This window comes from Cupriavidus sp. NPDC089707, from assembly GCF_044748965.1.
GTDB lineage: Bacteria > Pseudomonadota > Gammaproteobacteria > Burkholderiales > Burkholderiaceae > Cupriavidus.
Genome location: NZ_JBIVHB010000002.1, coordinates 632,740 through 650,432, shown reverse-complemented (window position 1 = coordinate 650,432; position 17,693 = coordinate 632,740). Strand labels below are relative to the sequence as shown.

The following is a 17,693-nucleotide window of genomic DNA, read 5'->3' as shown; positions in this document are numbered from 1 at the left end:
ACCGAACAACGCGTGCTACGCAAGCTCGCGCTCAAACATGGCTTGAATCTCGTGCCAGCAAAAACAATGAGTTAGCTCAGGTTCCTGGGTAGGGGCAGGGGGAGAGGGCGGGAGCCTCCACGAAGTGAAAGCCGTCGTTCTTGCAAATGCCGGCCCTCTCCCCCAACCCCTCTCCCGCGCGCGGGAGAGGGGAGCAACCCGTCAATCCTTCAGATCAAACCAGCGCCCGGATCGCGCCCAGGTTCCGCCAATACCCCTTGGCATCCATCCCGCACCCGAACACATAGCGATCCGGCACCGCAAAGCCGCAGAAGTCCGGATGCATCGGCTTGAGCTTGGTCAGCGTCTTCTCGCACAGCACCGCGGCGTGGAATTCCTTGGCGCCCATCTCCATGATGCGCTCGCGGATCGCGGCCATGGTTTCGCCTTCATCCAGGATGTCATCCAGCACCAGCACCACGCGGTCCTTGACCGATTCGCGCGGGGCCACGCGCCACTGCATCTCGCCGCCAACGGTCTTGTTGTTGTAGCGCGAGAGGTGGATGTAGTCGAACTCAAGCGGGAACGCCAGCTTGGGCAGCAGCATGCCGGTGAACACCACCGCACCGCCCATCACGGACAGCACCAGCGGGAAGGCATCGCCCATCCTGGCGGTGATCTCGGCGGCCATGCGGTCCAGCGATTCCTGGACCTCCTCGGCCGAGACGATTTCTTCGGAATTGGCCCACAGCTCGCGGGCCTGAACGGCGCTCATCATGATGTCTTTCCTGTTCTTTTGCGGGGGAAGCGGGTCGTAGTGCAGCCCGGGCTCAACGATTGAAGAGGCCCTTCATGCCGCCCTTCATCGCGCCCATCTGGCGCATCATCTTCATCATGCCGCCGCCCTTGAGCTTTTTCATCATGGATTGCATCTGGTCGAACTGGTTCAGCAGGCGGTTGACTTCCTGAACCGGCACGCCGGCGCCCGCGGCAATGCGGCGCTTGCGGCTGGCCTTGATCAGGTCGGGCTTGGCGCGCTCGGCCGGCGTCATGCTGTTGATGATGCCTTCCATGCGGGCCACCTGCTTCTCGGCCTGGTCCATGTTGGCGCCTTGCGCCTGCTGGGCGAACTGCGCCGGCAGCTTGTCGACCAGGCTGGCCATGCCGCCCATCTTTTTCATCTGGCCGATCTGCGCCTTGAAGTCTTCCAGATCGAAGTCGCCGGTCTTCTTGATCTTCTTGGCCAGCTTCTCGGCCGCTTCCATGTCGACACCGCGCTGGGCTTCCTCGACCAGCGCCATGATGTCGCCCATGCCCAGGATGCGCTGGGCCATGCGGTCCGGGTAGAACGGCTCCAGCCCGTCCAGCTTTTCGCCGACGCCGACGAACTTGATCGGCCGGCCGGTGATATGGCGCACCGACAGCGCGGCACCGCCGCGCGCGTCGCCATCCAGCTTGGTCAGCACCACGCCGGTCAGCGGCAGGGTGTCGTTGAAGGCCTTGGCGGTGTTGACCGCGTCCTGGCCGAGCATGGCGTCGACCACGAACAGCGTCTCGGCGGGTTTCAGCTCGGCGTGCAGGGCGGCGATTTCCTGCATCATCAATTCGTCGATACCCAGGCGGCCGGCCGTATCGACGATCAGCACGTCGTGGTAGTGCTTGCGCGCCCAGTCCACCGCCGCGCGGGCGATCTCGACCGGCTTCTGGTCCGGCTGCGACGGGAAGAAGTCAGCGCCGACTTGCTCGGAAACGGTCTTCAGCTGGGCAATAGCGGCGGGGCGGTAGACGTCGCAAGAGACGGTCAGCACCTTCTTCTTCTTGTTTTCCTTGAGCCACTTCGCCAGCTTGCCGACGGTTGTGGTCTTGCCGGCACCCTGCAGGCCGGCCATCAGGATGATGGCGGGCGGCTGCACGTTCAGGTTCAGCTCGGCTTCTTTATTGTTGCCGCCGGCGGCCTCGGCACCGCCGATGACCGAGGTCAGCTCGCGCTGGACCACGCCGACCAGCGCCTGGCCCGGCGTGAGGCTGGTGATCACATCCTCGCCCAGCGCCTTTTCCTTGACGCGGGCGATGAATTCGCGCACGACCGGCAGCGCCACGTCGGCTTCGAGCATGGCAAGGCGCACTTCGCGCAGCATCTCGGCGGTGTTGGCCTCGGTCAGGCGCGCCTCGCCGCGCATGGTCTTGACCACACGCGCCAGGCGTTGAGTGAGATTGTCCAGCATGGCAGGAATCGGGGGAGATATCGGAGCAGGAGCTCGGGCTGAAATCGGGGCAGACCCGTGCCTGGTGCAGGGCTGGAGCACCGGTTCAACCGGCCGCCACCGTCCGTGGGCACTAAGGTAAACTGCGCAAATGGTCATTGTACTGTATGCCCTGACGGCACTTCTCTATTGCGGCCTGGCCTGGCACGGCTGGGCCACGCGCCATGCCGGCGTTGCCACCACGGCCGGACAGGCTGGCGGCGCGGCCTCGGCCGTGCTGGTCGCCGGCGGCCCCGGCAGCGCACTGCCACCTGCGGGCGGCGCGCACGGCGAGGGCCGGCCGGCCTGGTGGCACGTGCTGATGCTGGCGGCGCTGGCCAGCCACGGCATGCTGCTGCACGAAACCATCTTCCCGGCCGAGCGCATGGTGTTCGGCTTTGCCTTCGCGCTGTCGGCCATGCTGTGGCTGGGCGTGGGCATCTACTGGATCGAAAGCTTCTTCTTCTCGCTGGCCGGGCTGGGGCTGATCGTGATCCCCGTCGCGCTGGTTGCCAGCCTGATGCCGCTGGCCTTTCCCGGCTCGCAGATCCTGGGCTACGCGGCGCAGCCGCTGTTCAAGCTGCACTTCATCATCGCCAACGTGGCGTATGGGCTGTTCACGCTGGCGGCGTTCCATGCCTTCCTGATGCTGCTGGCCGAGCGCCGGCTGCACGGTTTCCGCCACGTGCCGGCGCGCCCGGCCGAGGCCAAGGGCACGCAACCCGGCCAGTGGCTGGGCCGCTGGCTGGACCTGTTGCCGCCGCTGCTGACGCTGGAGAAGCTGCTGTTCCGCCTGATCGGGGCCGGCTTCGTGCTGCTGACGCTGACGATCGGCTCGGGCCTGCTGTTCTCCGAAGAGCTGTTCGGCCGCGCCTTCCGGATCGACCACAAGACCGTGTTCGCACTGATCTCGTGGGCCATGTTCGGCGGCATCCTGGCCGGGCGCATCTTCCGCGGCTGGCGCGGCAAGGTGGCGCTGCGCTGGGTCATCGCCTCGTTCGGCATCCTGCTGCTGGCCTACGTCGGCAGCCGTTTCGTGATTGAAGTAGTCCTGCACCGCATCTGAGGCACCATGGCACGTATCCTGATCCTGCTGGCCGTGGTGCTGTGCGTCTTCTGGTGGCTGCGCGCCCGCGCCGAAGCGCGGCGGGCGCAACAACGGGCCCGGCAGCAAGCCAGCGAAGCCGCGGCGCGCGCCAACGCCAATGCCGGCCAGCCCGCCGAAGCTGAACCGGTCGAACCGATGGTCCAGTGCGCCCAGTGCGGCGTACACCTGCCGATGGGCGAGGCCATCGCCTGGCGCGGCCTGCACTACTGCCGCCGCAGCCACCTGCCTGACGAGGCCAGCCACACCGATGGCGGCGGTGCCCGCCCATGACCGAAGCGGCGCCGTCAGGCTGGCAGCGGCTGAACGCCTGGCGCGGCCTGGCCCAGCTGTGGCGCCAGGACGAACCGCCTGAATTCCACTGGCGCCTGCTGCGCTATTTCTGCTGGACCCGCGTGGCCGTGGGCCTGCTGCTGCTCGGCTACGCGCTGATGCGGCGCGGCGAGCCCGCCCCGGCGCCATTGACGCAATCGCTGCTGCCACATTCGCTGCTGCCGGATTTGCCCTTCGGGCTGGCCGGTGTCGAGCACGCGGCGGCCATGACGGTCGCCGTGCCTTACCTTGGCATAGCGCTGGCGATGCTCGCCGGCACGCTGTGGCGCCGCCATTTCCACCTGCGCGTGCGCGTGCAGGTGCTGGCCGACCTGGCGTTGCTGGCGCTGGTCTTCCATGCCATCGGCCACCCCGCCAGCCAGGGCCAGGCCGACGGGCTCGCCATGATCTTCCTGCTGCCCGCGCTGGAAGCCGGCGCGCTCACCAGCCTGCCGTTCGCGTTGTTTGCCGCGTCGATCTCCGCGCTGGTGGTGATGAGCGGGCCCTTCATGCACACCATCCTGCTGCGCCAGGCCGATGCCGGGCTGCTGGGCTCGGGCCTGTTCGGCCTGGTGTTCATGATCGCGGCCCTGCTGATGTATATGCTGGCCAACCGCCAGATCGCGCAGGAGCGGCTGGCGCTGGCGCGCGAGCAAGAGCTGCGCATGCAGCAGCTGGTCAACCGGCTGATGGTCAACGACATGCAGGACGGCGTGATGCTGGTGCGCGCCAACGGCGCGGTGGTGGCGGCCAACCCGGCGGCGGTGGTGCTGCTGGGCGTGCAGGCGCATGAGCGCATCTATTCGCGTCGGCTGGCTGCGCCGGCGGGACAGGGCAGCGATGGCGACACCGTGCTGTTCGACCTGCGCCGCATTCCGCGCCTGCAGCCGCTGATGGAAATGCTGCGCGACTGGCTGCGCAGCAAGGACGACGTGCCGCGCATCCTGCAATTGCTGCCGATGGCGTCCGGCACCGCGCTGGCCGACGGCACCATGCAGCACACCCGGCTGCGGCTGCGCTTCGTGCTGCCGGGGCTGGCGGGCTTGCGCTCGACGCTGGCGCAAGGGCGCACGGTGCCGTCGCAACTCGATACCGCCGCCTGGAACGAACTGTCGCCCGAGGCCGCCGGCCGCCTGCGCCTGGCCATCGCGCAGAACGAGGCCATGGCCTGGTCGCAGGAAGACGAAGCGCTGCTGCGCAGCGAGATGCGCGACACCGTGCTGGTCCATATCGAAAGCTGGGAGCGCATCGCCGAACAGGTGCAGCAGGAAAAGCTGGCCGCGATGGGCCGGCTGGTGGCCAGCATCGCGCACCAGATCCGCAACCCGCTGGCGGCCATCAGCCAGGCCAGCGAGCTGCTGGCCGACTCCGCGCGGCAGGAGCCGGCGGCGACGGACAGCGCTGCCGATATCGATATCGACGCGCGCCTGCTGCGCATCATCCACGACAACGTGCGCCGGCTCGACCAGGTGGTGTCCGACGTGCTGCAGATGTCGCGCCGCCCGCGCACCGGCCGCAGCACCGTGCACCTGGCGCAGGCGCTGCCAGAGATCGTCGAGCGCTGGCGCCTGGAAATGCGTTCGCGCCGCCCGCGCGCCGGCGAAACCCGCCCGGCTGGCCGCGCCGACGTCAACGCCAATGCCATCCGCCTGACCGTGGACGTGGCCCAGCCGGTGGTGTTCGACGCCGCGCAGCTGCAGCAGGTGCTGGGAAACCTGCTCGACAACGCCTGGCGCTACTGCAGCCGGCTGCCCGGCTCGATCCGGTTGCTGGCGCACGCGCTGGACCAGCACCACGCCGAGCTGATCGTCTGGAACGACGGCGCCGAGGTCTCGCGCGAGCACCAGCGCAGCCTGTTCGAGCCTTTCTTCACCAGCAACGCCCAGGGCACCGGCCTGGGCCTGTTCATGGCGCGCGAGCTGTGCGGCGCCAACGACGCGCAGGTGCGTTACGGCGCGGTCTCGGTGCCGGCGCTGATCGAGCGCACTGGCGTGCTGGCCGCGGCCGCGCGCGATACACTGCCGGCCAAGGCCTTCGTGCTGACGCTGCGCATCGAGACCGCCGACGCGGCCGTCGCGTAATACCGATGCCGACACCAAACACTGAATATCCACGTCGTTCCCGCGTTCGCGGGAATGACGGTAGTGGATTTGGCGTCGTCATTGGCGTTCTCACAAGCGGGACACCCGATCGTTCCCGACGCCTGTAGAGCCAACCGTTCATGCCACCCAGAAACCCCGATCCCATCCTCGTCATCGACGACGAGGCCGACCTGCGCGAGCTGCTCGATATCTCCATCCGGCGCATGGGCCATGACGTGGTGCTGGCCGGCTCGCTGGCCGAGGCGCGGCAGAAGCTGGCGCAGGGCCGCTACAGCCTGGTGCTGACCGACATGCGGCTGGGCGACGGCCTGGGCATCGAGATCGTGCGGCAACTGTCGGCGGCGCCCGAGCGCATCCCGGTGGCGGTGATCACCGCCTACGGCAGCGCCGACAACGCCGTCGAGGCCCTCAAGGCCGGCGCCTTCGACTACATCGCCAAGCCAGTTTCGCTGGAGCAGTTGCGCAGCCTGGTGCTCAACGCGCTCGGCCGCCAGCAGCGCGACAGCACCGAAGCCGATGCCGGCGGCAGCGCCGGCGCGGACGCCGCCGCCGACCGTGCCGCGGCGCTGCTGCCCGGTCACTCCGCCGCCATGCAGGAGGTGCGCCGCTCGCTGTCGCGGCTGGCGCGCAGCATGGCTCCGGTGGTGATCAGCGGCGAATCCGGCAGCGGCAAGGAGCGCGCCGCGCGCGCCATCCACGCGATCAGCGCCCGCGCGTCGCACCCGTTTATCGCGGTCAACTGCGGCGCCATCCCCGAGACACTGATGGAGTCGGAGTTCTTCGGCCACGTCAAAGGCGCCTTCACTGGCGCCGACGGCGAGCGTGGCGGCTTTTTCCATGCCGCCAACGGCGGCACGCTGCTGCTCGACGAGGTGGCCGACCTGCCGCTGGCCATGCAGGTCAAGCTGCTGCGCGCGCTGCAGGAGCGCCGCGTACGCAAGATCGGCGCCAGCCGCGAGGATGCCGTGGACGTGCGCGTGATGTGTGCCAGCCACAAGGACCTGGCCGCGATGGTCGCCGCCGGCCAGTTCCGCCAGGACTTGTATTACCGCCTCAACGTGCTGGCGCTGCGCATGCCCACGCTGCGCGAGCGTGGCGAAGACATCCTGGTGCTGGCGCGCGCCATCCTGGACCACCTGGCGGTGCGCTATGGCGACCCGCATCCCAAGCGCCTGGCCCCGGCCGCGCTGGAACAACTGGCCGTCTACCGCTTCCCGGGCAACGTCCGCGAACTGGAGAACCTGCTCGAGCGCGCCTACGCCTTTGCCGAGACCGAGCAGATCGAGGTGGCCGACCTCGGGCCGCTGGATGCCGGCGCCCCCGGCGCCGGGCTGATGGCGCCCGCGCCCGCGATGGCGCCACCGCTGCCTGCGACGCAGTACGCCCCCTGGGGTGCGCCGGGCATGTGGGCGCCGATGCCGCCCGCGGCGACGCCTGTGCCCGCAACCGTGCCCGAACCCGCTGCCGCGTCACAGGCCGCCCCACCGTCCAGCGCCCAGCCGGAACCCGCCGGCGACGCCACCGAGCGCGCCTGCCGCGGCATCGTTTTCCCGATCGACCTGCCAGCCCGGCTCGAGGCCGTGGAGCGCGAACTGATCCTGCAGGCGCTGGCGCAGACCAACTTCAACCGTACCGCCGCCGCGCCACTGCTGGGCCTGAACCTGCGCCAACTGCGCTACCGCATCCAGCAACTGGGCATCCGCGAAGCCATGGACGCCGCCGACCGCGGCGCTACCGAGAACGCCGGCGACGGCGCGGGCGAGGGCACGCCATGACCAGGCCCAGCCAGCCCAGACGGCCCAGACGGCCCACGCCCGCGCGCGCCTTCCTGCCCGACGCCGACGGCTGGGTGCCCGCCGCCCGCCGCGTGCCATCTCCCAATTTCGACCAGCGCCCGCCCGGCATGCCGGTGGACCTGGTGGTGCTGCACAACATCAGCCTGCCGCCCGGCCAGTTCGGCAGCGGCGACATCGAGGCGTTTTTCCAGAACCGGCTCGACCCGGACAAGCACCCGTTCTTTGCCACTATTCATCAGGTCCAGGTGTCCGCGCACTTCCTGGTCACGCGGCAAGGCGAGCTGGTGCAGTTCGTGCCGTGCACGCAGCGGGCCTGGCATGCCGGCCAGTCCGACTTCTTTGGCCGCACGCGCTGCAATGACTTCTCGATCGGCATCGAGATCGAGGGCTGCGACGACCTGCCGTTCACCTCCGCCCAATACAACACCGTGGCCGCGCTGGTGCCAGCCCTGATGGCGACCTATCCGGTGCGGGCAATCGCCGGCCACAGCGACATCGCCCCGGGCCGCAAGACCGACCCCGGCCCGCACTTCGACTGGGACCGCTTTGCCGCCGGTGCAGCCGTGCCGCCAGGCATGTTGCCCTATCGGCACCCCTCCGAGTGATGGGTTCGTAACGTCATTCCCTGCGGTCGTGCGCACGTTCCGGCGCACATGCCCCAAGCAGGTGAAGGGCTATCGCATGCTCGCAACAATCAAAAAAATTTTTGTGAAATGTGCAGTTGCGAACGGTTTCGCCGAAACCCTTGTGAGTACTAGGCTCCCGGGCATGTGGCGCTGCCGCACCCGCCGGCCCGACCCTGAATCGACCCCGAAATAGCGGTTGTCAAGACTGGTCATTCGGATTCGTTTCACTATACTTAGCCCAGTTTTCAGCAGTACCCACTATATCTAGTAGTCAAACCGGGGGCTGGCCCAAGTGTGAGGTGGCGGTTGCGCAGTGAGCGCAACCCGTCCGGAAACCTCTGCAAGGCTGGCGAATCACAAAGAGTCCCTGGCGAAATGTTCACGCAAAGGCAGTTTGTCCGTGCGCGGTCACACCGAAACGGATCCTTCTTTTCCGCCGCATTTCGCCAGGGACTCTTTTGTCTCTTAAATCCAGGGTAAAAACAGGACTTCACATGCAAACGGCCCAGAACGAACTCACCACGGGTGGCGCCGCCGCCGGCGTTGCCAACCAGGCACCGAACGCACAGCAGACCTCCAGCGCCGCATCCACGAACTACCCGGATCACAAGATCATCCGTCGTAACGGCGCCGTGGTGGCGTTCGAGCCGTCCAAGATTGCCGTGGCCATGACCAAGGCCTTCCTCGCCGTGAACGGCGGGCAGGGCGCTGCATCCGCGCGCGTGCGCGAGATCGTCGAGCAACTGACCGATAGCGTGGTGCGCGCACTGGTGCGCAGCCGCCCGAGCGGTGGCGCTATCCATATTGAAGACGTGCAGGATCAGGTTGAGCTGTCCCTGATGCGCTCGGGCGAGCATGAAGTGGCCCGCGCCTACGTGCTCTACCGCGAAAAGCGCAAGGCCGAGCGCGCCAGCGCCAGCGCCGAGGCCGTGGCCCGCGTGCAGGAAGCCGGCATCAACATCAACGTGACCGACGCCGGCGTGACCAAGCCGCTGGACATCGTCGCCCTGCACGCCCTGCTCGACAACGCCTGCGCCGGCCTGGGCAAGGCCGTCAGCGCCGAGCCGATCCTCAAGGAAACGCTGAAGAACCTGTACGAAGGCGTGCCGATGACGCAGGTGTACGACTCCGCCATCCTGGCCGCGCGTACCCTGATCGAAAAGGATCCGGACTACAGCCAGGTCACCGCCCGTATCCTGCTGCACACCATCCGCAAGGAAATCCTGGGCGCCGAAGTGACGCAGGCCGAAATGACCACGCGTTACGCCGAGTACTTCCCGAAGTTCATCGCGCGCGGTATCGCCGCCGAGCTGCTGGACGAAAAGCTGGCCACGTACGACCTGGCCCGCCTGGGCGCCGCGCTGGACGCCAGCCGCGACTTCCAGTTCAATTACCTGGGCCTGCAGACCCTGTACGACCGCTACTTCCTGCACATCGATGAAACCCGCATCGAAATGCCGCAGGCCTTCTTCATGCGCGTCGCCATGGGCCTGGCCCTCAACGAAACCGACCGCGAAGCGCGCGCCATCGAGTTCTACCAGCTGCTGTCGTCGTTCGACTTCATGTCGTCGACGCCGACCCTGTTCAACTCCGGCACCCGCCGCTCGCAGCTGTCGTCGTGCTACCTGACCACCGTGTCGGACGACCTGGAAGGCATCTATGAAGCCCTGAAGGAAAACGCGCTGCTGTCCAAGTTCGCCGGCGGCCTGGGCAATGACTGGACCAACGTGCGCGCGCTCGGCTCGCACATCAAGGGCACCAACGGCAAGAGCCAGGGCGTGGTGCCGTTCCTGAAGGTGGTGAACGACACCGCCGTGGCGGTGAACCAGGGCGGCAAGCGCAAGGGCGCCGTCTGCGCCTACCTGGAAACGTGGCACCTGGACATCGAAGAATTCCTGGAGCTGCGCAAGAACACCGGCGACGACCGCCGCCGCACCCACGACATGAACACCGCCAACTGGATTCCGGACCTGTTCATGAAGCGCGTGATGGAAGCCGGCGAATGGACCCTGTTCTCGCCCGCCACCTGCCCGGACCTGCACGACAAGGTCGGCAAGGAATTCGAAAAGGCCTACCTGGGCTATGAAGCCAAGGCCGCCAGCGGCGAACTGAAGCTGTTCAAGAAGCTGCCCGCGCTGCAACTGTGGCGCAAGATGCTGGGCATGCTGTTCGAGACCGGCCACCCGTGGATCACCTTCAAGGATCCGTGCAACATCCGTAGCCCGCAGCAACACGTGGGCGTGGTGCACAGCTCCAACCTGTGCACGGAAATCACGCTGAACACCAACGACAGCGAAATCGCCGTGTGCAACCTGGGTTCAGTGAACCTGGTGGCCCACCTGGCCAAGCAAGCCGACGGCACCTACGTGCTCGACCACGCCAAGCTGCAGAAGACCATCCGCACCGCGATGCGCATGCTCGACAACGTGATCGACATCAACTACTACGCCGTCGAGAAGGCCCGCAACTCCAACCTGCGCCACCGTCCGGTCGGCATGGGCATCATGGGCTTCCAGGACTGCCTGCACGTGCTGCGCACGCCGTACTCCAGCGACGCCGCCGTCAAGTTTGCCGATACCTCGATGGAAGCGGTGTGCTACTACGCCTACCACGCCTCGACCGAGCTGGCCGAAGAGCGCGGCCGCTACAGCAGCTATGAAGGCTCGCTGTGGGACCGTGGCATCCTGCCGCAAGACTCGCTCAAGCTGCTGGCCGAAGAGCGCGGCGGCTACCTGGATGTCGACCTGTCCAGCACCATGGACTGGGACAGCCTGCGCGGCCGCATCAAGCAGCACGGCATGCGCAACTCGAACTGCATCGCGATCGCCCCGACCGCGACCATTTCGAACATCATCGGCGTGTCGGCCTGCATCGAGCCGACCTTCCAGAACCTGTACGTCAAGTCCAACCTGTCGGGCGAGTTCACGGTGGTCAACGACTACCTGGTTCGCGACCTGAAGGAACGCGGCCTGTGGGACGAGGTGATGGTTGCCGACCTGAAGTACTTCGACGGCTCGCTGGCCCGCATCGACCGCATTCCGCAAGACCTGCGCGACATCTACGCCACCGCGTTCGAAGTGGAGCCCAGCTGGCTGGTCGAAGCCGCCAGCCGTCGCCAGAAGTGGATCGACCAGGCCCAGTCCCTGAACATCTACATGGCCGGCGCCTCGGGCAAGAAGCTGGACGACACCTACAAGCTGGCCTGGCTGCGCGGCCTGAAGACCACCTACTACCTGCGCACCATGGCAGCGACCCACGTGGAGAAGTCCACCGTGTCGCGCGGCTCGCTGAACGCGGTGTCGTCGGGCAGCGACGGTGGCTCGGCGCTGGATGCTGCGGCGGCCTCGGCTCCGGCCATGCCGGAAGCGGAAGGCGCGGTCTGCACGATGCGCCCGGGCGACCCCGGCTTCGAAGAGTGCGAAGCCTGCCAGTAATCACACAGTACGACATAGCGTAGTAACCAACCACCCCCGGGGTTTGCTCCCCTCTCCCGCAAGCGGGAGAGGGGCCGGGGGAGAGGGCCGGCGCCACCACAACGTGAGCCGTCATCTTTGACCACCGCGCCCCCCAATCGAATCACGGAGAACAACATCATGCTGAGCTGGGACGACGACGTTCAAGCCACCCCGCAGGCCGCACCGCAGCCTGCCCTGCAACCCGCTGCATCGGCTGCCACCGCTGACCAGCAAGGCGTCCTGCCGCCGAGCGCCACGCAAGCCGGCATCCTGGGCAACAACCCCAACGCCGCCGCCGCGCAAAGCAACCGCCGCGTCAACGCCGCCGACAAGCGCGTCATCAACGGCTCGACCGACGTCAACCAGCTCGTCCCGTTCAAGTACAAGTGGGCGTGGGAAAAGTACCTGGCCGGCTGCGCCAACCACTGGATGCCGCAGGAAATCAACATGTCGCGCGACATCGCGACGTGGAAAGACCCCAACGGCCTGACCGAAGACGAGCGCCGCATCATCAAGCGCAACCTCGGCTTCTTCGTCACCGCCGACTCGCTGGCCGCCAACAACATCGTGCTGGGCACCTACCGCCAGATCACCGCGCCGGAATGCCGCCAGTACCTGTTGCGCCAGGCCTTTGAAGAGGCCATCCACACGCACGCCTACCAGTACATCGTTGAATCGCTGGGCCTGAACGAAGCCGAGATCTTCAACGCGTACCACGAAGTGCAGTCGATCCGCGACAAGGACGAGTTCCTGATCCCGTTCATCGACACGCTGACCGACCCGTCGTTCAAGACCGGCACGCCGGAAAACGACCAGAAACTGCTGAAGTCGCTGATCGTGTTTGCTTGCATCATGGAAGGGCTGTTCTTCTATGTGGGCTTCACGCAGATCCTGGCGATGGGGCGGCAGAACAAGATGACTGGGGCGGCGGAGCAGTATCAGTACATCCTGCGGGATGAGTCGTTGCACTGCAATTTTGGGATTGATTTGATTAACCAGATCAAGCTGGAGAATCCGCATCTTTGGACGGCGGAGTTCAAGGCTGAGATTACGGAGTTGTTCAAGAAGGCTGTTGATCTTGAATATCGCTACGCTGAGGACACTATGCCGCGTGGCGTGCTTGGGTTGAATGCGCCGATGTTCAAGTCTTACCTGCGGTTCATTTGCAACCGTCGTTGCCAGCAGATTGGGCTGGATCAGTTGTTCCCGAACGAGGAGAATCCGTTCCCGTGGATGAGCGAGATGATCGATCTGAAGAAGGAGAGAAACTTCTTCGAGACTCGAGTTATTGAGTATCAGACGGGCGGGGCGTTGAGCTGGGATTGAAGTTTTCCATCGTGATGAGGCTACGTCTTAGTCTTCTTCTGGTACTTGATACGTTGAGCTAAAGCTCGCAAGAGGTGTGACGATCGGAATGGTCGTCACACCTTTTTTTCTGGCGGTGTGTTGGGGAACTGCAGTTGCGGGTGTGTGAATTGAAGGCAATTTCAGTTCTGATGGTGGTTGGGGTTAAATAAATCAAAAATGACTGCACAAAACAAGAAGCTTTTAAAATTGCGTGACATCATCAACGAAAATCTTCGTACGCAGCTCGATAATGATCGCGTAAGTTACATCAGCACTGGGCACACACTCAGCGATGTTGCTGCTAAGCAGAGTCATTGCATTTTTGCACGGCGTGGTTGTGGTAAGACGCTATTGTTGCATCATTCTCGTCGCGAACTTTCGAAGGAGTTGCGGGCGATTTATGTTAATTGTGAGGACTTTAAACATCATTCCTTTCCTAATGTCCTTATCGAACTACTTCAGGCTATTTTCAATGAATTGGATAGAAATCTGTTGGGGTGGTTCGGTAAAAGCAAGGCACTAAAATCGACTCTGAATGAGTTGCGCTCCAGTCTGAGTGATTTGCGATCTGCTCCTGATTCTCAGGTCATTGACGTTAAGGCGAGCTCTGCAAATCAACAAGAAGGGAAAACTGCTGCCTCGCTAAAGGCAGCGGCCAAGAATGTCGTGATTAAGGTTAATGGAAGTGTCTCGCATGAGAAGCTGTTTAAAGTTTCCTCTGACATTGAGCAGAAGTATTCTCACAATGAAAATAAGCTACAGCGCCTCAATCACAATCTCCCTGGTTATAAGGCTAAGGTTCGAGAATTCTTTCAGACTTCCGGAAGGTTGAAATCGGTCTTCGTGCAGATCGATGACTTCTACCACCTTAATCGGGCCGATCAGCCCTTTGTCGCGGATTACATTCACCGACTTTGTAAGGATACTCCTCTCAAGTTTAAGCTCGCAACGCTCAAACATAACTCGGTTCTATATATTGAACGCTCTGGTCAGCCTATCGGTATTCAAGAGCGTCACGATTATCAGCCCATTAATATTGATTTTACCTTTGAGCACTTCGATAGGACTCTTTCCCAGAATAAGGGGATCTTTCATGAGTACTCGAGGATGGCGGGTATGGCTACGTCTGATTTCGACTCGCTCTTTAAGGGAGAGGGATTCTCGAGGTTGGTCTTGGCAGGTGGTGGAGTGCCTCGGGACTGTATGTCATTCTTCTTGGAAGCTTTGGATCGTGTGCGCGCTTCAGATCCCAATGGGAAGATTGGTAAAGATGTCGTTAGGTTCTTGAGTAAGGAGACATTTGAGCGACGAATCGAGGAGCTAAAACAGGATTCTGAGGGGCAAGATCAGGATGCACTCCTTCGGGGAATTTATGTAATTCGCGCTTTCTGTTTTGACAAAAAAACCAACGTATTCTTGGTGGCGGAGAACGAAATACAGAGTGATGATGATCTCAAGACTCTCTTGTATAGGTTGATGGACTATCGAATTATCCATAAGGTGGCGGGCTCACTCACACACAAGTCGAAAACCGGTTCGAACTACCAAGCATATTCGATTGATATTGGCTGTTATGCGTACATGAGGAATCTTCAGGGTCGTCTGACGGAGATTGATTTAACCGATAAATCGGCAAAAGAGAAGATGAGGTCAAGTCCAATCTTGGAGAGTAGCGAGTTGCGTCGGATATGGAAAGGTACTGAGGGGAAATCTGTTGAGGCCGTTTTGGCTGAGCAAGATGGCAAAGAATAGATCTAAGTGATAGTCCGACGCTGGTGACTTGAGAAAATAGATCCTTTCACTAGCCTGTGTTTTGCCGACAGCAAGGCTAAGCTTCGACGATCGTCCCACCAACGAGGCTGTGCCGTATTGTGCTGTCGCAACTGTGAGCGACGTCACTACAATCACCCAAATCGATATGGCCCACCTGGGGAATTGATTCGGTCAGTAGTTGCGTGACTCAAAGCCCATCTCCATTCTCGTTCAGCCTGCCATGGACCCGATGGAGCAGCGGCAGTTTCGTGTTGCGGAGGTGATGCGCGCCGCTGTCGCAGCGTCGTGCAATAATTGTTGCGAGTCATCAATACGATGATGGCGACATCAAGGAGATGGAAAAGGTGGAGTATTCGATTGATCGGTTTTGGAAGGCGCGGCTGAATGTAGTGCAGCAGCAGCCAGCGGTGACGACCCTACAGGGCTGGAGTTCTAGGACTCACCATTCGCAGTCGTTCGTCGAGGCCAATCTCTCGCTGCGCGATGGCAAGGATGATCTGTCCCAGCCCGTTTGGTTCATTGCAGCAGCTGGTGCCGTCGGAAAGTCGACGCTGGCACAGGAAATTTGTGCTGCGACTAGCGCGATCTACGTTGATCTCTCGCAAGCAGCTACGGTCGCAGGCAACTATCTGACCGGCGGTCTCGTGAATGCAGGTATTTTCGACGCATGGCGCACTGGGACAACGACGCTGCTGATTGATGCGCTTGACGAGGCTCGACTCCGCGTCACTCAAGCATCCTTTGAGGATTTTCTTACCGACATAGCCGGCGTCGCTCGCGGTCGGGCCGTGCCTATTGTTTTGTTGGGACGAGTCGGGATTGTGGAAGAGGCACGGAAGTTTCTAAGTGATCGATTCGATATTAAGCCGCCAATCTTTGATATCGAGCTATTTGACTTAGACAAGGCCAAATCTTTCGTCTGGAGTGCCCTTGAGCGGCTATCGTCGAAAGGGGCGATTGACGGACATGCTCCGTTTCACCACCTCGCTGGTTCCATGGCAGCACACGCCAACGTGTATCGCGATGCCATTGGCGACTTGGTTACACATCTTGCAGATGTGACCAATGCCGACGGGCGGCAGTTCGTCGGTTACGCACCGGTCCTTGATGCAGTGGCGACCGTTATTGCATCGGAGCCGAATCCGGCGAAGGTGCCGGGCGCCGTGGCGTCCGTGCTTGCCGGCAAGGTTCTTGATAGGGTAACGATGGTTGTAATGGCACGAGAGTCAGGAAAACTCTCGAGCCAAATGCACGAACGAGTACCTGGACTCACCGCTACTGACCTCTATTTGCCCCAAGAGCAGCTCGCGAGACTGGCGTCGGCCATACTGGGCGTCGGAATAGTGGGATTGCCCACTAGCCTTTCGCAGAGTGCGGTGGCCCACTACGAGGAAGCTGTGCAGAGCTTACTGCCTCAACATCCCTTTCTCGATAGCGGTTCGCTGAAGCCCGCCAGCGCCGTCTTTGGTGCATGCATTATCGCAGCTGCGCTGAGGAGCCATGACTCTGCTGTGGCGAAATCGGCTGAACGGTATGCGCAAGCAGGAGCCCATGCACCGAACCCATTCCTCCTCGATTTCTACCGGGACTCAATCGAAGCACAATCGGTACCCGCCGGTCACATCGGGCTGTTGTATGAGTCGCTCCAGGCCAAGGCCGGAGCGGGGGACGTGGTGAGGCTTTCCGCGGAGGGAGAGGATGGACTGAATCGGCTTGAAGTCGATATGAGTCTGGTCTCTTCAGAAGGAAGCGAGAAGCTGTACGAATTTAATGCATTTTCCGATGGGCCGCTTCGTTTTGGACGCCGCTTAAGCGGCGTCAACATCGACGCAGAAGGCGCAGACGTCGAGATCGGAGGAGGTGGCCAACTTGAATTGGTTTCGCCAATCACCATCCGAGCACGCAGCTTAATCCTGACTTGCGATGAAATGGTGGTGAAGCCTGACCCGACGCCAGAAGCCAAAGATCAGATCGTTTTTCTTGAAGCTAAGGAAGCTCTGGCAGAGATTGTGCGTGGTGTGCCGCTCATTCGTGATGGCGTAACTTTGCAAGTTGCATGGCCTGACTCCAAAATGTATCCATGGGCGATGTTCTCCTGCACGGGTTCGGAAGATGGCGATGAGCGGATGGCTGAAGCACAGAGGGTGCTACGTAGGCTGTGCATCTCGTTCCGTTCGCATAGTAAGGGACGCTTGGCGCGTTATAAGGGGAAGGTTGAGCACTTTCGGATGACGAAAGGAAGCTTGGGGGTCGCGCTTCGCGAGAAACTTCTCGCCGACGAAGTGCTGAGCCTAGAGGGGCCAATGTACTTCATGGATCCTGATGCGCTTGGGCAACAACTGGGTATCAGTTTCCAGGATCTGAAAATGAAGCGCTATTCACCCGCGACTCTTGCCTATCTGCGTGAACTCTTAGATCGCCTGCCCAACTGACGCTTGCGCGATAGATTTAGGCTTCATAACTAGGAGTTGGGGGCCTGTCATTCTTTTGTGCGCTTGGCCGCCGATTCTTAGGGGAGGCGGCCGGACAAAGCAACTGGGAGTGGTGCTGGGCGATCACCACTTCGTTGCTCCCCTGACGCTCTATGTTGTTACTCGCAGAGTTTTGGGGATCCGCAGCAAAGCATCTACGAATCCCTTCCCACTGGGGGCTATTCTGAGGAGATTACGACTACCTTATTCCGTACCTCCACCTTGAGCGCTTGCCCGATCTTGAAGCCTGCTCGTTCCAACCATACCCCACCTAACCGAATCCATGGAACGCATCGCATCCCACTATAGCGATTACCTTCAGTTGCCTTGACGCGGAAATGCCTGTAGCTGGTCGTAAATATGCGCACGTGCGCAGTGGAAGATATCTTCCGCATAGCGAACTCCCAATTCGAAACTTGGATTCGCCCGTGCAAACTGGGCGGCCGGGCACTTGAACACCGCCCGCAGATCGGCCCGCATGTTT

12 protein-coding genes are annotated in these 17,693 nt (G+C 62.5%); 9 read left to right on the top strand and 3 right to left on the bottom strand.

What is annotated here, in order from left to right; all coding sequences use genetic code 11:
* Positions 1-214: 214 nt before the first annotated feature.
* Positions 215-757 (bottom strand): hypoxanthine-guanine phosphoribosyltransferase, encoded by a 543-nt coding sequence (locus ACIP1U_RS06295; protein ID WP_400312808.1) that lies wholly within the window; start codon positions 755-757, stop codon positions 215-217.
* Between the two features lie 52 nt (positions 758-809).
* Positions 810-2,204: a signal recognition particle protein gene (gene ffh, locus ACIP1U_RS06290; protein ID WP_400312806.1), complete on the bottom strand. Its 1,395-nt coding sequence runs from the start codon at positions 2,202-2,204 to the stop codon at positions 810-812.
* Between the two features lie 130 nt (positions 2,205-2,334).
* Here ffh and ACIP1U_RS06285 point away from each other — a divergent pair, with 130 nt between their 5' ends.
* From ACIP1U_RS06285 to ACIP1U_RS06245, 9 genes are all read left to right on the top strand, one after another.
* Positions 2,335-3,288: an inner membrane protein YpjD gene (locus ACIP1U_RS06285; protein WP_400312805.1), complete on the top strand. Its 954-nt coding sequence runs from the start codon at positions 2,335-2,337 to the stop codon at positions 3,286-3,288.
* A 6-nt stretch (positions 3,289-3,294) separates the two neighbouring features.
* Positions 3,295-3,600: a PP0621 family protein gene (locus ACIP1U_RS06280; RefSeq protein WP_400312803.1), complete on the top strand. Its 306-nt coding sequence runs from the start codon at positions 3,295-3,297 to the stop codon at positions 3,598-3,600.
* Positions 3,597-5,720, top strand: coding sequence for a sensor histidine kinase (locus tag ACIP1U_RS06275; RefSeq protein WP_400312801.1), 2,124 nt, complete (start codon positions 3,597-3,599; stop codon positions 5,718-5,720). The genes ACIP1U_RS06280 and ACIP1U_RS06275 overlap by 4 nt, the downstream gene beginning before the upstream one ends.
* A 140-nt stretch (positions 5,721-5,860) precedes the next feature.
* Complete coding sequence (locus tag ACIP1U_RS06270) at positions 5,861-7,516, top strand: sigma-54-dependent transcriptional regulator (protein WP_400312799.1); 1,656 nt, start codon at positions 5,861-5,863, stop codon at positions 7,514-7,516.
* Entirely contained in the window at positions 7,513-8,142 is a 630-nt protein-coding gene (gene ampD, locus ACIP1U_RS06265) for a 1,6-anhydro-N-acetylmuramyl-L-alanine amidase AmpD (protein WP_400312797.1), read from the top strand. The genes ACIP1U_RS06270 and ampD overlap by 4 nt, the downstream gene beginning before the upstream one ends.
* A 515-nt stretch (positions 8,143-8,657) precedes the next feature.
* Positions 8,658-11,597 (top strand): ribonucleoside-diphosphate reductase subunit alpha, encoded by a 2,940-nt coding sequence (locus tag ACIP1U_RS06260; protein ID WP_400312795.1) that lies wholly within the window; start codon positions 8,658-8,660, stop codon positions 11,595-11,597.
* A gap of 159 nt (positions 11,598-11,756) precedes the next feature.
* Positions 11,757-12,944: a ribonucleotide-diphosphate reductase subunit beta gene (locus ACIP1U_RS06255; protein WP_029048109.1), complete on the top strand. Its 1,188-nt coding sequence runs from the start codon at positions 11,757-11,759 to the stop codon at positions 12,942-12,944.
* Between the two features lie 198 nt (positions 12,945-13,142).
* Entirely contained in the window at positions 13,143-14,717 is a 1,575-nt protein-coding gene (locus ACIP1U_RS06250) for a hypothetical protein (RefSeq protein WP_400312793.1), read from the top strand.
* A gap of 365 nt (positions 14,718-15,082) precedes the next feature.
* On the top strand, positions 15,083-17,170 hold the full coding sequence (locus tag ACIP1U_RS06245; protein WP_400312791.1) for a hypothetical protein: 2,088 nt from the start codon (positions 15,083-15,085) through the stop codon (positions 17,168-17,170).
* Between the two features lie 218 nt (positions 17,171-17,388).
* Here ACIP1U_RS06245 and ACIP1U_RS06240 read toward each other — a convergent pair whose 3' ends face one another.
* On the bottom strand, positions 17,389-17,604 hold the full coding sequence (locus tag ACIP1U_RS06240; protein WP_400312789.1) for a SymE family type I addiction module toxin: 216 nt from the start codon (positions 17,602-17,604) through the stop codon (positions 17,389-17,391).
* Positions 17,605-17,693 lie beyond the last annotated feature (89 nt).

What these genes read in the sequence shown, in the direction of transcription:
- ACIP1U_RS06295 (WP_400312808.1), bottom strand. Translation starts at nt 757, where the DNA reads ATGATGAGCGCCGTTCAGGCCCGCGAGCTGTGGGCCAATTCCGAAGAA.
- ffh (WP_400312806.1), bottom strand. Translation starts at nt 2,204, where the DNA reads ATGCTGGACAATCTCACTCAACGCCTGGCGCGTGTGGTCAAGACCATG.
- ACIP1U_RS06285 (WP_400312805.1), top strand. Translation starts at nt 2,335, where the DNA reads ATGGTCATTGTACTGTATGCCCTGACGGCACTTCTCTATTGCGGCCTG.
- ACIP1U_RS06280 (WP_400312803.1), top strand. Translation starts at nt 3,295, where the DNA reads ATGGCACGTATCCTGATCCTGCTGGCCGTGGTGCTGTGCGTCTTCTGG.
- ACIP1U_RS06275 (WP_400312801.1), top strand. Translation starts at nt 3,597, where the DNA reads ATGACCGAAGCGGCGCCGTCAGGCTGGCAGCGGCTGAACGCCTGGCGC.
- ACIP1U_RS06270 (WP_400312799.1), top strand. Translation starts at nt 5,861, where the DNA reads ATGCCACCCAGAAACCCCGATCCCATCCTCGTCATCGACGACGAGGCC.
- ampD (WP_400312797.1), top strand. Translation starts at nt 7,513, where the DNA reads ATGACCAGGCCCAGCCAGCCCAGACGGCCCAGACGGCCCACGCCCGCG.
- ACIP1U_RS06260 (WP_400312795.1), top strand. Translation starts at nt 8,658, where the DNA reads ATGCAAACGGCCCAGAACGAACTCACCACGGGTGGCGCCGCCGCCGGC.
- ACIP1U_RS06255 (WP_029048109.1), top strand. Translation starts at nt 11,757, where the DNA reads ATGCTGAGCTGGGACGACGACGTTCAAGCCACCCCGCAGGCCGCACCG.
- ACIP1U_RS06250 (WP_400312793.1), top strand. Translation starts at nt 13,143, where the DNA reads ATGACTGCACAAAACAAGAAGCTTTTAAAATTGCGTGACATCATCAAC.
- ACIP1U_RS06240 (WP_400312789.1), bottom strand. Translation starts at nt 17,604, where the DNA reads ATGCGGAAGATATCTTCCACTGCGCACGTGCGCATATTTACGACCAGC.